The sequence below is a fragment of the Phenylobacterium parvum genome, from assembly GCF_003150835.1.
Lineage (GTDB): Bacteria > Pseudomonadota > Alphaproteobacteria > Caulobacterales > Caulobacteraceae > Phenylobacterium > Phenylobacterium parvum.
Genome location: NZ_CP029479.1, coordinates 2231793 through 2244787 on the forward strand (window position 1 = coordinate 2231793; position 12995 = coordinate 2244787).

11 protein-coding genes are annotated in these 12995 nt (G+C 71.4%); 3 read left to right on the forward strand and 8 right to left on the reverse strand.

Annotated features, from left to right (window positions below; genetic code table 11):
• Positions 1–3: 3 nt before the first annotated feature.
• From pstA to HYN04_RS10565, 3 genes are all read right to left on the reverse strand, one after another.
• Complete coding sequence (gene pstA / locus HYN04_RS10555; RefSeq protein ID WP_110450726.1) at positions 4–1290, reverse strand: phosphate ABC transporter permease PstA; 1287 nt, start codon at positions 1288–1290, stop codon at positions 4–6.
• Positions 1283–2725, reverse strand: a complete 1443-nt coding sequence (gene pstC, locus HYN04_RS10560; RefSeq protein WP_110450727.1) for a phosphate ABC transporter permease subunit PstC — start codon at positions 2723–2725, stop codon at positions 1283–1285. Before pstC ends, pstA begins: the two co-directional genes overlap by 8 nt.
• A 109-nt stretch (positions 2726–2834) precedes the next feature.
• The gene (locus HYN04_RS10565; RefSeq protein WP_241962610.1) at positions 2835–4241 is read right to left on the reverse strand and encodes an ATP-binding protein; all 1407 of its coding nucleotides are present in this window, start codon (positions 4239–4241) and stop codon (positions 2835–2837) included.
• A 199-nt stretch (positions 4242–4440) separates the two neighbouring features.
• Between HYN04_RS10565 and HYN04_RS10570 the strand changes: the two genes are divergently transcribed.
• Complete coding sequence (locus HYN04_RS10570) at positions 4441–6729, forward strand: O-linked N-acetylglucosamine transferase, SPINDLY family protein (RefSeq protein WP_110450728.1); 2289 nt, start codon at positions 4441–4443, stop codon at positions 6727–6729.
• On the forward strand, positions 6726–7562 hold the full coding sequence (locus HYN04_RS10575; RefSeq protein ID WP_110450729.1) for an FkbM family methyltransferase: 837 nt from the start codon (positions 6726–6728) through the stop codon (positions 7560–7562). Before HYN04_RS10570 ends, HYN04_RS10575 begins: the two co-directional genes overlap by 4 nt.
• Positions 7563–7569: 7 nt before the next feature.
• Here the strand turns inward: HYN04_RS10575 and HYN04_RS10580 are convergent, their stop codons facing one another.
• From HYN04_RS10580 to rfbF, 5 genes are read right to left on the reverse strand one after another with little or no spacing between them, the layout of a single operon-like run.
• Positions 7570–8529 carry an NAD-dependent epimerase/dehydratase family protein gene (locus tag HYN04_RS10580; protein WP_110450730.1) on the reverse strand — a complete coding sequence of 320 codons (960 nt, stop codon included), beginning with the start codon at positions 8527–8529 and terminating at the stop codon, positions 7570–7572.
• A gap of 2 nt (positions 8530–8531) precedes the next feature.
• Positions 8532–9065, reverse strand: a complete 534-nt coding sequence (locus HYN04_RS10585) for a dTDP-4-dehydrorhamnose 3,5-epimerase family protein (RefSeq protein WP_110450731.1) — start codon at positions 9063–9065, stop codon at positions 8532–8534.
• A complete protein-coding gene (locus HYN04_RS10590; protein ID WP_110450732.1) occupies positions 9065–10303 on the reverse strand; it encodes a class I SAM-dependent methyltransferase in 1239 nt (412 codons plus the stop codon). The genes HYN04_RS10585 and HYN04_RS10590 overlap by 1 nt, the downstream gene beginning before the upstream one ends.
• Positions 10300–11397, reverse strand: a complete 1098-nt coding sequence (gene rfbG, locus HYN04_RS10595) for a CDP-glucose 4,6-dehydratase (protein WP_241962611.1) — start codon at positions 11395–11397, stop codon at positions 10300–10302. Before rfbG ends, HYN04_RS10590 begins: the two co-directional genes overlap by 4 nt.
• Positions 11358–12161: a glucose-1-phosphate cytidylyltransferase gene (rfbF, locus tag HYN04_RS10600; protein WP_338418726.1), complete on the reverse strand. Its 804-nt coding sequence runs from the start codon at positions 12159–12161 to the stop codon at positions 11358–11360. The genes rfbG and rfbF overlap by 40 nt, the downstream gene beginning before the upstream one ends.
• 65 nt (positions 12162–12226) lie before the next feature.
• Here rfbF and HYN04_RS10605 point away from each other — a divergent pair, with 65 nt between their 5' ends.
• Positions 12227–12958 (forward strand): sulfotransferase domain-containing protein, encoded by a 732-nt coding sequence (locus HYN04_RS10605; RefSeq protein ID WP_110450733.1) that lies wholly within the window; start codon positions 12227–12229, stop codon positions 12956–12958.
• The last annotated feature ends 37 nt before the right edge of the window (positions 12959–12995 follow it).

The window sequence follows — 12995 nt, forward strand, 5'->3', positions numbered from 1 at the left end:
GGGTCACCAGCGGCGTTCGAACCGGCGCCTCAGGAGGACGGCGGCGAGGTTCATCAGGATCATGAAGGCCAGCAGCACCATGATGGCGGCGGCCGTGCGTTCGTGGAAAGCGCGCTCCGAGGCGTTCTCCCAGATGTAGATCTGGACCGGCAGGACGGTGCTGGCCGAGGTCAGGGAGTCGGGGACGCCCGGCACGAAGGAGACCATGCCCACCATCAGCAGGGGCGCGGTCTCCCCCAGGGCGTGGGCCAGGGAGAGGATGGCGCCGGTCATCACCCCGGGCATGGCGAGGGGCAGGACATGGTGGAAGACCGTCTGGGTCCGCGAGGCGCCGAGGGCGAGGGCCGCCTCCCGGATCGACGGCGGCACCGCCTTGAGGGCCGAGCGCGTGGCGATGATCACCGTCGGCAGGGACATCAGGGCCAGGACCAGGCCGCCCACCAGGGGCGAGGACCGGGGCACGTTCATCCAGTTGATGAAGACCGCCAGGCCCAGCAGGCCGTAGACGATGGAGGGCACGGCGGCCAGGTTGTTGATGTTCACCTCGACGAGGTCGGTCCAGCGGTTCTTGGGCGCGAATTCCTCCAGGTAGGTCGCCGCCAGCACGCCGATGGGGATGGCCAGGGCCGCCGTCAGGATCAGCATCAGGGCCGAACCCACCACTGCGCCCAGCACCCCGGCCTGTTCAGGCTCGGTGGAGTCGGACCGGGTCAGGAAGGTGGTGTTGAAGCCGGACTTCACCAGGCCCTTGGCGTTCAGCTGGTCCAGCCAGTCCAGCTGCTCGTCGCTGAGGGGCCGCTCCTCGGCGGGAGAGGCGCGCTGGATCTGGCCCTTGAAGTAGAGGCCCGCGTCCGCCTTGAGCGGCGCCGAGAGGGTCAGGGTCTTTCCGATCAGGCCCGGGTCGGCCTTCACCTTGTCCATGACCTGGAAGCCGAGGTCGCCCGAGAGGAGGCCCTTCATCGCGTCGCTGCGCGAGCCGTACTCGTCGTCCGCCACGCCGATCCGCTTGAGCAGCTGCTCGGCGATCAGGAGGTCGTAGCTGGCCCCGCCGGGGTCCGCCGCGTCGATCCGGGCCGGATCCAGGTAGACCTGGGTCGTCAGCCGGTAGTCGATGAAGGTCGACCAGCCCTGCTGGACGATCCGGCCGAGGAGAAGGACCAGGAAGCCCAGGGCGACGGCGATGGCGATGCGGCCATAGAGGCGGAAGCGCCGTTCGGCGGCGTTGCGGGCCTTGAGCCGCCGGGCGACGGCGGCCTTCAGGTCGTCCGTTACGGGGCGGAGGTCAGTCATACTGTTCCCGATACTTCTGCACGATCCGCAGGGCGATCACGTTCAGCGCCAGGGTCACGACGAAGAGGGTCAGGCCCAGGCCGAAGGCCGAAAGGGTGCGTGGACTGTCGAATTCCTGGTCGCCGGTCAGCAGGGTGACGATCTGGACCGTCACCGTGGTCACGGTCTCAAGCGGGTTGAAGGTCGTCTTTGCCTGGAGCCCGGCCGCCATGGTCACGATCATGGTCTCGCCCACGGCCCGGGAGACGGCCAGAAGCATGGCCGCCATCACCCCGGGAAGGGCGGCCGGCAGGACCACCTTCTTCACGGTCTCGGAGCGCGTGGCGCCCATGGCCAGGCTGCCGTCCCGCAGGGACTGGGGCACGGCGTTGATGATGTCGTCCGACAGGGAGGAGACGAAGGGGATCAGCATGACCCCCATGACGGCGCCCGCCACCAGGGCCATCTGGTTCTGGACCTCTCCCAGGTAGAGGCCGAGGTCGTTGAAGGGTCCGCCGACCAGTTGGGCGCCGATGGCGTTGAAGCCAGCGCGGAACAGGGGCCCGACGGTCAGGGCGGCGAAGAAACCGTAGACCACGGTCGGAACCCCGGCCAGGACCTCCAGCAGGGGCTTCACGATCGCCCGGGTCCGGGCCGAGGCGTACTCGGACAGGTAGATGGCGGCGAAGAGGCCCACAGGCGCGGCCACCAACATGGCGATCATCATGATCAGGAAGGTGCCGGCGAACAGGGGAATGGCCCCGAAAGCGCCCTCCGACACCACCTGGTCGGCGTACATGGCGCTCTGAGGATCCCATTCCAGGCCGAAGAGGAAGGCCTGGGGCGGCACCGCCTGGAAGAAGCGCCAGCTCTCCCAGACGAGGGAGGCGACGATCCCAACGGTGGTGAACACGGCCGTCACCGAGCAGGCCAGCAGGAGGGCCTGGAGCCAGCGCTCGACGCCGGCCCTTGCGCGGAAGGCGGGGCGGATCCGGCCCAACGCCCAGATCGCGCCGGACAGGGCCAATACCGCCGCGGCCGCAAGGCTGCTGAAGTTCAGGGTCCGCTCAAGCCCCTTCACCTGGGCGGCGGTCTGGTCCAGGGCGGCCTGTACGTCGGGCGAGTAAGGGGTCTCGCTGCGGGCCTTGCCGCGCGCGAGGGAGATGGCGTCGTCGAGGAAGACCTGGCGCTCGGCGGTCTCCATGGCGCGCACCGCCTCGGGCAGCCGGGCCGAGACCAGGGCCTCCTCCACCGGATCGCTCAGGAATCCGGCCAGGATCAGCACCAGGGCGGCCGGGGCGGCGGTCCAGACCGCGGCGTAGGCGGCGTGGTGCCCCGGGCGGGAGTTGACCGGCGCGCGGCCCTCGCCGGACAGGGCGCCGGCGCGACGCCGGGCCAGGCCATAGACGGCCCCGGAGAAGACCACGAGGACCAGAAGGGCGACGGTGATCAGCATGGGTCGGTCACGTCCAGGATCCTCACGGGCCGGGCGGCCCTTGTCCGGTCGCCCGGGGCCGATCCTTCAGTCATTCGGGCGCGCCACGCGCGTCCTTCGCCGTAGGTCATTACTGCGACACTTCCGTTACAGGGAGTCCCGACGGGATCAGGACGGTGAAGACCGTGCCCCGCCCCTGGGCGCTCTCCACCGCCAGCACGCCCTGGTGGCGGTTGACGATGTGTTTGACGATGGACAGGCCAAGACCGGTCCCGGGGCGTTCGCCGCTCTTCTGTCCCTCGACCCGGTAGAATCGCTCGGCGAGGCGCGGAAGGTGCTCCCGGGCGAGGCCGGGACCCTCGTCCTGGATCCGGACCATGGCGTAGGTCCCCCTGGCGGCGTCCGGGCTGACGAGGGTCAGGCGGGCGGCGTCCGCCAGGATAGGCGCCAGGGCGGTCTCCCGCTCGGCCGGACCGCGGACCGTCAGGCGCACGACCCCGCCCTCCGGGGCGTACTTCACGGCGTTGTCGGTCAGGTTCTGGATGACCTGCACCAGCTGGTCGCGGTCGCCGCAGAGCGCGGCCTCGCCGGGCGCGGCCAGGTCCGCCTCGATCCGGACGCCGCGCCTTGCAGCCTGGGGGCCCAGGGCGTCGACCACGTCGGCGGCGGCAAGGGCCAGGTCGGTGCGTCCCTGCGGCGCCACGTGCTCGTTCAGCTCGATCCGCGAGAGGGACAAGAGGTCGTCGATCAGGCGGCCCATCCGATCGGCCTGGTTCTGCATGATGGCGAGGAACCGGTCCTGCGCCTCACGGTCGTCGCGCGCATGGCCCCTCAGGGTCTCGATGAACCCGGAGAGGGAGGCCAGCGGCGTGCGAAGCTCATGGCTGGCGTTGGCCAGGAAGTCCGCCCGGGTGCGTTCGGCGCGGCGCAGGTCGGTCTCGTCCCGGAACAGCACGACGGCGCGTCGGCGGCCATCGGCCTCTGGCGGGAGGGGACGGACCAGGACCTGGAAGGTGCGTTCCTGGGCGGCGCCGGAGGTGAAGCCGCACGCGGCCTCGACCCCGCCGAACAGGGCCTCGTCCACGGCGGAGAGGACCTCGGGATCCCGCAGGACCGAAACCAGGAGGGCGGGGGGCGCCACGGGACGGAAGAGGGTGCGGGCGGCGGCGTTCGCGCGCTCGATGCGCAGGCCGGTGAGGTCATCAGGCTCTCGCGCCGACACCACCAGCAGGGGGTCGGGCGAGGCGTCCAGCAGGGTGGCGACCCGGGCCTCGGCCTGCTCTGCGGCTTCCCGGGCCTGTCGGTCGGCGGCTTCGACGGCGGGGCGGATGCGGGCGGGGCGGAAACGGCGGGCCGCCCAGGCGGCGCCGGCGGCGCCCGCCAGGAGCACGAGGCCGGCCTCCGGGACGCCCTGGCCAGGGCCGCCGCCGAGCCCAAGCGCGACCCAGGCGCCGACCGCAGCCATCAGCACCGCCGCAACCCCCAGGGCGAGGGCGGCGCCGGCGGCGGGGTCCGGTCGGGTGTCAGGCTGAGGCAAGTCCGGTCCCCTTCGGGCGAGCGCCCATTGAGGCTCGCCGCGTATGACATTTGCATGACAGTTTGATGACAGCCCCCGGATATCCTTCCCAGGCGGGGGCAAGGCCGCCGCCGGGCGCCCCGGCGATTGTCCCGGAGGACGCCAGGGCCTAGATTGCCGCACCGCCCACAGCCCCCGCGGCCGCCGCTCCGGAGCCTCCATGTCCCTCAATCGATTCGCCGAAGCCGAAGCCGCGTTCCAGGCCGGGCGACGGGACGAGGGAAAGTCGCTGACGGCCCGCCAGCTGGAGGCCGACCCGGACGCGCCGGCGGCCGTCTACCGTAACTTCGGGGCCATGCTGATCCGCGACCGCGACTACGCCCAGGCCGAACAGGTGGGGCGCAGGGCGGTGGAGCGGCACGCCCGTGACCCCGAGCTCTGGAACATCCTGGGCGTCGCCCTGCGGCGCCTCAAGCGCTATCCCGAGGCCGTCGACGCCCTGGAGAAGGCCGCACGGCTCAGCCCCCGCAGCGATGCGATCCAGCAGAACCTGGGCAACGTCTTCAACGACGCGCGGGACGCCCGGGCCATCAAGGTCTTTTCCCAACTCGTGCGGAACGCCCCGTCGAACGCCGAGCACCAGCGCCAGCTGGGCCGGGCCCACTGGTTCACCCGGGACTTCGACAAGGCGATCCAGCGTCTCAACCTCGCCGCCCGTCTCAAGCCTGACATGGTCGACGCCTGGCTGGACCTGTCCGCCGCCAGCGCCGACGCCCGCGGCCCGGTCGAGGGGCTTGAGGCCCTGGACCGCGGCCTCAAGGCCTGCCCCGGCGAGGCCCGCCTCCAGGAGGCGCGCCTGTCCATGCTTCGCCGCTCGGGGCGGATGCGCGAAGCCGAGCAGCAGATGCTGGACATGCTCAAGGTCACGCCGGACGCGGCCTGGCTGCATTTCCAGCTCGGCGGCGCCCTGACCGACTACGACCGGATCCGGGCCAACGAACACTTCCGGCGGGCCATCGAGCTGGCGCCCGACAATGTCGACTACCGGATCACCTATGCCGAGAGCCTGGGCCGCGACCGGACCGGCGACGAGGGCGGGAACCTCGAGGCCGCCTACCGCACCATGGTCGAGGTGCTCGACAAGGCCGAGCTGACCCCCGGCAACCTGAAGGTCATCTACGAGCTCCTCGTCCGCGTCGCCGACTATGACCGGCTGGAGGCCCTGGGCAGCTTCTCCAAGGTGGGCCGCACCTGGGCTGAAGCCGGCCGCCACACGGCCCTCATGGCCCACCTGGCGCGGGTGAAGACGGCCGAGGACCGGCTGGAGCTGGTCGAGCAGCACCGCATCTGGGGCCGGCTGGCCGACGCCGCCGCCGCCCGGCGGCCCATCACCCATCCCGCGCCGCGGGCGCCCGGCGGCAAGATCCGCGTGGGCTACATGTCCTCGGACCTGCGCGGCCACCCGGTGGCCTATTTCGCCCTGCCCCTCCTGGAGCACTACGACCGCAACCGGTTCGAGGTGTTCTGCTACTCCTGGTACCAGGGCGAGGAAGACCCGACCCAGAAGCAGATCGCCCAGTGGGTCGACGGCTTCCGCTGGCACAAGGACATCACCGACCGCGAGGCCGCCCAGCTCATCGCCGACGACAACCTCGACATGCTGTTCGAGCTGGGCGCCACGACCCACATGAACAAGCTTTCGGTCATGTCCTACCGGCCGGCCCCCCGCCAGGCGAGCTGGGTGGGCTATCCCCATTCCGCTGGCCCCGAGACCATCGACTATCTGGTCCTCGACCCCTGGATGAACCCGCCCGACCCGCGGCTGGTGATCGAGAAACCCCTGCTCCTGGCCCACACCTGGTACGCCATGGGCGAGCGCGCCTTCCGCGAGCAGCCGGCGGTGGACCCTGTCGCCCCTGTGGAGCGTAACGGCTACGTCACCTTCGGCACCGCCAACAACCCCTACAAGTACACCCGCGAGACCGTCACGGCCTGGGCGCGGGCCGTCGCCGGCACGCCCGGTTCGAAGTTCATGTTCGTCCGGCCCGAGGGGACGACGCCCACCTTCACCGCCAATATCCGGGCGGTGTTCGAGGGCCAGGGCGTGTCGGGCGACAGGGTTGTCTTCGAGACTGTCCGGGGCCGCCACCTGCCCTTCTACAACCAGATGGACATCTCGCTGGACACCTTCCCCCAGACCGGCGGCACCACGACCTGCGAGTCCCTCTGGATGGGCGTGCCGGTCGTGGCCCGGGTGGGCGACGCCGTCTTCGAGCGAATGAGCTACTCCATCCTCAACAATGTCGGCCTGGGCGACCTGGTGGGGAAGACCACCGACGAATACGTCGACATCGCCGTGCGGCTGGCCGCCGACCCGGCCCGGATCGGCGAGCTCCGCCGCACCCTGCGCGACCGCCTGGGCGCCAGCCCCCTGCGCGACGCCCGCGGCTTCTCCACCGACTGGTACGCCATGGTCGAGCGCGCCATGGCCGATCCTGTGCGAAAATGAGCCTTCTGGACGTCACCCGCGCCTTCGACCTCGACCTCCGGTTCCCCGCCTCCGACACCATTGTTGGGCCCACCCTGCGGACATTCGGCGAGTTCTCGCGGGTCGAGCTGGACGTCCTCCTGCACCTCGCCTCGGACCCGTCCGGCGTGATGATCGACGCCGGCGCCAATATCGGTTCCCTGGCCCTGCCCTTTGCCCGGGCGCGGCCGGGTTGGCGGGTCATGGCCTTCGAGGCTCAAAGGTGGATCTGCCACCTGCTGGCGTCCAACGCGATCTCCAACAACCTCCTGAACGTCGAGCCGGTCCACGCCGCCCTGGGCCCCCAGGAGGGCCTGGCGGGCTTTCCCATGGCCGGCCTGGCCTCGAGCCTTAACTTCGGCGGACTGGGTTTCGGCGCCAGCGGAGCCCCCCAGGAGAAGGTCCGGGTCACCCGATTGGACGATCTGCCGCCCCCGGTCCACGGCGCCGTCCGGGTCGTGAAGATGGATATCCAGGGCTTCGAGCCGGAGGTCCTGCGCGGCGCCGGCGACCTGCTCACCCGGGTCCGGCCGGCCTGGATCGCTGAGGCGGACCGCAAGCAGGAGGACGTGGCCCGGACCACGATCCGGATCTTCTTCGAGGCCGGCTACGATGTCTTCTGGCTGTTCGTGCCCTTCGCGACCCGGACCGCGCCGCGGAACGGCGGCCAGGCGACCCTGACCGGCGACTTCAACATCATCGCCGTACCGCCCGGGACGGCCCTTCCCCCGGACATTCCCCGCCTGGAAGGCCCGGACGCGCCCTTCCCCGCCACCCTGGACGGCCTGCCCTACCTGCGTCGATACGGCTTCTGAGCCAGGCTCAAGACGGCCCGCTGAGCCGCCCCTCCGCCGCCAGTCGGGCGTAGTAGGCGCAGTAGGCGTCGAAGAAGGCCTCGCCGGTCCAGCCGGGCGGCAGGCAGGGTTCGTCGTTCACCCGCACCCTCGGCTCGGGGAAGTCGACCTGGTCGTTGAGCACGAGGTCACAGACCCGGCCCAGGCGCGGGGCGGCCTCGGCGGCGAGGCGCCGGGCGAAGTCGCCCTGGGTCCCCACAAGGCCCGAGGGTCGGGCGTCGAGCCGCACCGGGTCGGGCGCCGCCAGCAGCCGCTCCGCCAGCCGGGCATAGGCCGCCGTCAGGTCAGGGACCGGCTGGTTGTCGCGGACATAGGCCGGAGTCAGGACCCGCCCGGGCTCGCCCCGGAACCAGGCCTGGAAGAGGGACCAGGCCATCCGGCCCTCCTCCAGGACGCCGAAGGGGTTGGCGATGACGAACCGGCCGAAGGACAGGCCGGCGTCCTCCGCGTATCCCGCCAGGGCCTGGCCGGTCAGGCCCTTGGAGACGCCATAGGGGCTCACGGCCGGGGCATAGGGCCCCTCGCCGCCTTCGCCGGGCTCGAAGACCGTCGAGGTGGAGACCAGGGCCCGGCAGCCGCCCGCCGCCACGGCCTGGACCGCCGCCTCTGCACCCGCCAGGTTGCGGGCCACGCCCGCGGCGACGTCGTAGTCGGGCGAGCGATAGCCGGGGATGTCCGCCGCATGATGGGCGAAGAGGTCGAACCGGCCGGTCCGGGCCAGGTCGCGGAAGGCGTCGCTGTCGAGGGGCGTTCCGAAGACGCGGTCGGCGCTCGCCGCCAGCCGCTCGACCCTTTCACCCCTCAGCCCGGGATAGTCCTCCGCCCCGCGTCGCAGGGGAGCGACCACCTCGTGGCCGGCCCCGGCCAGGGCCTCGGCGATCCAAAGGCCGGTGAAGGAGCTGGCGCCGGTCAGGAGGATCCGGGCCATGGTCAGGCGGGGCTGAAGTCCGGCCAGGCGGCGTCGCGCCCGGACATCACCCGGGGTTCCGCCGGCCAGTCGATGGCGAAGGCCGGGTCGTTCCACCGCACCCCCTCGCCCTTCCCGGGCTCGAAGAAGCGGTCAATGTCGTAGAGGACGTCGGTATCGGCCTCCAGGGTCAGGAAGCCGTGCGCCAGTCCCCGGCCAATGAGGAAGGCCCGGCCATTGTCGGCGCTGAGCTCCACGCCGGTCCACTGGCGGAAGGTGGGGCTCTGGGGCCGGAGGTCCAAGGCGACGTCGAAGATCCGCCCCCGCGCCACGCGCACCAGCTTGCCCTCGTCGAAGGGCGCGGCCTGGAAGTGCATGCCCCTCAGGGTGAAGGCGGCGGTGTTCCGCGACAGGCTGGTCTGGGCCGGCGAGAAGGGATGACCGGCGGCGGCGAAGGCCCTTGGGCAGAACAGCCGGGCGAAGGCGCCCCGCTCGTCCTCGACGGGGTCCATGTCCACCACCACGGCGCCGGCGATGGGGGTCGGCGTAAAGCGCATCAGTCCCAGGTCCGGGGCTCGGGAGAGGCGGTGACGAAACGGCCGCCCCAGCCGCGGATTCGGGCCGTCTGCGCCATGATCTCCTCGCGCAGGTTCCAGGGCAGGATCAGGAGGTCGTCCGGCCGCACCGCGTCGATCTGGTCGGGCGCCAGGATCGGGATGTGGCTGCCGGGCAGGAACCGGCCCTGCTTATGCGGGTTGGCGTCGAAGCAGGCCACGATGTCCGCAGCGCCAACGCCGGCGTAGTTCAGGAAGGTGTTGCCCTTGGCCGCCGCGCCATAGGCCGCCACCTTGCGGCCGGCCGCCCGCGCCTGCGCCAGGTAGGCCAGGAAGGCCGCCCGCACCGCCTCGACCCGCGCCGTGAAGCCGCCGTAGGTTTCCAGCCTGCCCAGGCCCGCCGCCGCCTCCCGGGCGCGCAGGGCCCTCAGCGCTTCGGTCTCCGCATGGGACGCCTCCGCCCGGCAGCAGAACAGCCGCAGCGACCCGCCGTGGGTGGAAAGGAGCTCAACGTCGAAGGGCCGCAAGCCCTTGGCCTTTAGCACCGTCTCCACCGCCAGCAGGGACAGGTAGGAGAAATGCTCGTGATAGATGGTGTCGAACTGCACCTGCTCGATCAGGTTCAACAGGTGCGGGAACTCGAAGGTCAGCACGCCCTCGGGTTTCAGCACGTGCCGGAAGCCGCCGACGAAGTCGCCGATGTCCGGCACGTGGGCCAGGACGTTGTTGGCGGCCATGAGGTCGGCGGTCAGGCCCCGGGCGGCCAGGTCCCGCCCTGTCGCCTCGTGGAAGAAGACCACCTCGGTGGGCACCCCGCGCTCGCGCGCCGCCGCCGCCGTGTTGGCCGTGGGCTCGATGCCCAGAACCGGCACGCCCATGTCGACGAAGTGCTGGAGCAGGTAGCCGTCATTGCTGGCCACCTCGATGACCCGCGACTCCGGCCCCAGTCCGAAGCGCTTGGCCATGGCCCCGGCGTAGGCCCGGGCGTGGGCCACCCAGCTGTCCGAGTAGGATGAGAAATAGGCGTAGCCGTCGTCGAAGATCTCGCCCGCCGGCACGGGATCGTCCGCCTGGACCAGGAAGCAGGATCCGCAGACCCGGGTGTGCAGGGGATAGGTCTTCTCCGTCCCCGCCGCGAGCTGTTCGGGCGTCAGGTAGGCGTTGGCCAGGGGCTGGAGGCCCAGGTCCAGGAAGTCCTGGGTCAGGGGCGCGCGGCAGAATCGGCAGGCGGGGGCGGTCATGGCAGGGCCTCATACCGCGCGATCTGCTCGCGGCACAGGGCCAGGGCGGGCTCACCGGCCGCCTGCCGCCGGTACCACTCCATGCTCCAGTCGATGGCCTCGGGCGCCGCCAGCCGGCTCTCGAAGCCCAGCACCTTCCGTGTCAGGCCGGCGTCTATGCCCAGGGCCCTGGCCTCCAGGGAGGCGGGGTCCGGCTCATGCCGCCAGGGCCGCCCGCCAAGCGCCGCCGTCGCCCGGCTGGCCAGCTCGCCGACCGTCACCTCGGCCCCGCCTGGCGCAGGGCCGAAGTTCAGGGCCCTCGGCGACGCCGGGTCCTTCGCCAGGCGCTCCAGGAAGACGAGATAGCCCGCCGCGCAGTCCACCACGTGCTGCCAGGGCCGGGTGGCCTCGGGATGGCGCAGGACCACCGCCTCGTCCGCCGCCGCGGCCCGCACGATGTCGGCCACGATCCGGTCGCGGGAGAAGTCGCCGCCCCCGATGACGTTTCCGCCCCGGGCCGTGGCCACCGGCACGCCGGCCCGGTCGAAATAGCTGCGGGCCATGGAGGCGGTGACGATCTCCGTCGCCGCCTTGGAGGCCGAGTAGGGATCCTTGCCCCCCAGGGAGTCGCCCTCGGTGAAGGGCCGGCCGGTCTCCGCGTTGGCGTAGACCTTGTCCGAGGTCACCACCAGCACGGCGGCGAGGCCCGGCCGGTCGCGCAGGGCCTGCAGCAGGTGGGCGGTGCCCATGATGTTGGCCGCGAAGGTCGCCACGGGGTCGGCGATGGCCGTGCGCACGATGGGCTGGGCGGCCATGTGCAGGACCAGGTCGAACTCGGCCGCCATCAGGGTCTGGGCCACGTCGGTGGCGTCGCGCAGGTCGGCGATCCGGGAGTCCACCAGCCCGCCCACCCCGGCCAGGTCGAAGAGGGCCGGGTCCTGGTCGGGCGCCAGGGCCAGGCCTGTCACCTTCGCCCCCATGGCGGCCAGCCAGATCGCCGTCCAGCCGCCCTTGAAGCCGGTGTGCCCGGTCAGCAGGACCCGCTTTCCGGCCCAGAAGGCGGGATCAGGACGGGTCAGGACCACAGCTTCCAGGGCGCCTGGCCCGACGCCCACAGGGCCTCGAGGTTGTTCTTGTCGCGCAGGGTGTCCATGCCGGTCCAGAAGCCCGGGTGAGGAAAGGCCATCAGCTGGCCGTCGGCGGCCAGGCCTTGCAGGGGCTCCGACTCCCAGGGCATGGGATCGCCGGAAATACGGCTTACCACCTCGGGCTGGAGGACGAAGAAGCCGCCGTTGATCAGCCCCTCGTCGCCGGGGGGCTTTTCCACGAAGCGCCTTACGGCGCCGTCATTGATGTCCAGGGCCCCATAGCGCCCGGGAGGCGAGACCGCCGTCACCGTCGCCTGCCGCCCATGCGAGCGGTGGAAGGCCGCCAGCGCGCCGATGTCCACGTCGGCGACACCGTCGCCATAGGTGAAGAAGAAGGGCTGACCCGGCTCCAGATAGCCCGCCACCCGCCTCAGCCGACCGCCGGTCATGGTCTCGGCCCCGGTGTCCACCAGGGTCACCCGCCAGGGCTCGTGGTGGGTGGCGTGGTACTCCACCGCGCCCTTGGCCAGGTCGACCGTCAGGTCGGCGTTGTGCAGGACGTAGTTGGCGAAATACTCCTTGATCATGTAGCCCCGGTAGCCGAGGCAGATGATGAAATCCCGGACCCCGAAGTGGGAGTACAGCTTCATGATGTGCCAGAGGATCGGTCGGCCGCCGATCTCGATCATGGGCTTGGGCCGCAGGTGGCTTTCCTCGGAGATCCGGGTGCCCAGGCCGCCGGCCAGGATCACCGCCTTCATGCCCGCCGCGGGACTGTCGGATTGGGTCAAGACGCTCTGCATCCCTCTGGCGCGCCGCCTGCGCGCCCTTCCTCTTAGCCCGAAGCTTTGCGCCAATGAAGCCTGAACGGCCCGTCGACCTCATCGTCATCGGCGCCCAGAAGGCCGGCACCACCGCCCTCTTCGACTATCTGGGCGACGATCCCGCCTTCGTCCGCTCCGACATCAAGGAGGTCCACTTCTTCGACGTCGAGGACCCGGCGGCGCCGACCCCGGACCTGTCGGCCTACGCCGCACACTTCCCCGATCGTCCGGGCGTCCGCGTCGAGGCCACCCCCATCTACATCTACTGGCCCGGCGCCCTGGAGCGGATCGCCGCCGCCTGCCCGGGCGCGCGCCTCGTCCTCCTGCTGCGCGACCCGGTCGAAAGGGCCTGGTCCCACTGGCGCATGGAGACGGCCCGGGGCGCGGAGACCCAGCCCTTCGCCTGGTGCATCCGCCGGGGCCGCCAGCGCCTCTTCGAGGCCGAGCCCTTCGGCTTCCATCGCGAGTTCTCCTATGTCGAGCGCGGCTTCTACGGCGAGCAGGTCGAGCGCCTCTTTTCCCTCTTCGATCCCGCCGACGTCCTGATCGCCCGGGCCGAGGACCTCGACACAGATCCCGCCGCCGTCCTTTCCCGGCTCTCCGCCTTCGCCGGGACCCCGCCGCCCCCGCCCGTCCGTCCCCGCCGGGTCCACGTGGGCGAACCCGCCCCCATCCCGCCCGAAGACGCCGCCTTCCTGCGACAGGTCTACGCCCCCGACCAGGCCCGCCTGACCACCCTGACCGGGATCCGCTGGGGCGCCTGAATAGCCACCGGCCTCCACCCGGACCGCCCCCACCCAA

Bases quoted from the DNA above. Each gene is read 5' to 3' on its own strand.
- pstA (WP_110450726.1), bottom strand. From the start codon at position 1,290: ATGACTGACCTCCGCCCCGTAACGGACGACCTGAAGGCCGCCGTCGCC.
- pstC (WP_110450727.1), bottom strand. From the start codon at position 2,725: ATGCTGATCACCGTCGCCCTTCTGGTCCTCGTGGTCTTCTCCGGGGCC.
- HYN04_RS10570 (WP_110450728.1), top strand. From the start codon at position 4,441: ATGTCCCTCAATCGATTCGCCGAAGCCGAAGCCGCGTTCCAGGCCGGG.
- HYN04_RS10575 (WP_110450729.1), top strand. From the start codon at position 6,726: ATGAGCCTTCTGGACGTCACCCGCGCCTTCGACCTCGACCTCCGGTTC.
- HYN04_RS10580 (WP_110450730.1), bottom strand. From the start codon at position 8,529: ATGGCCCGGATCCTCCTGACCGGCGCCAGCTCCTTCACCGGCCTTTGG.
- HYN04_RS10585 (WP_110450731.1), bottom strand. From the start codon at position 9,065: ATGCGCTTTACGCCGACCCCCATCGCCGGCGCCGTGGTGGTGGACATG.
- HYN04_RS10590 (WP_110450732.1), bottom strand. From the start codon at position 10,303: ATGACCGCCCCCGCCTGCCGATTCTGCCGCGCGCCCCTGACCCAGGAC.
- HYN04_RS10605 (WP_110450733.1), top strand. From the start codon at position 12,227: ATGAAGCCTGAACGGCCCGTCGACCTCATCGTCATCGGCGCCCAGAAG.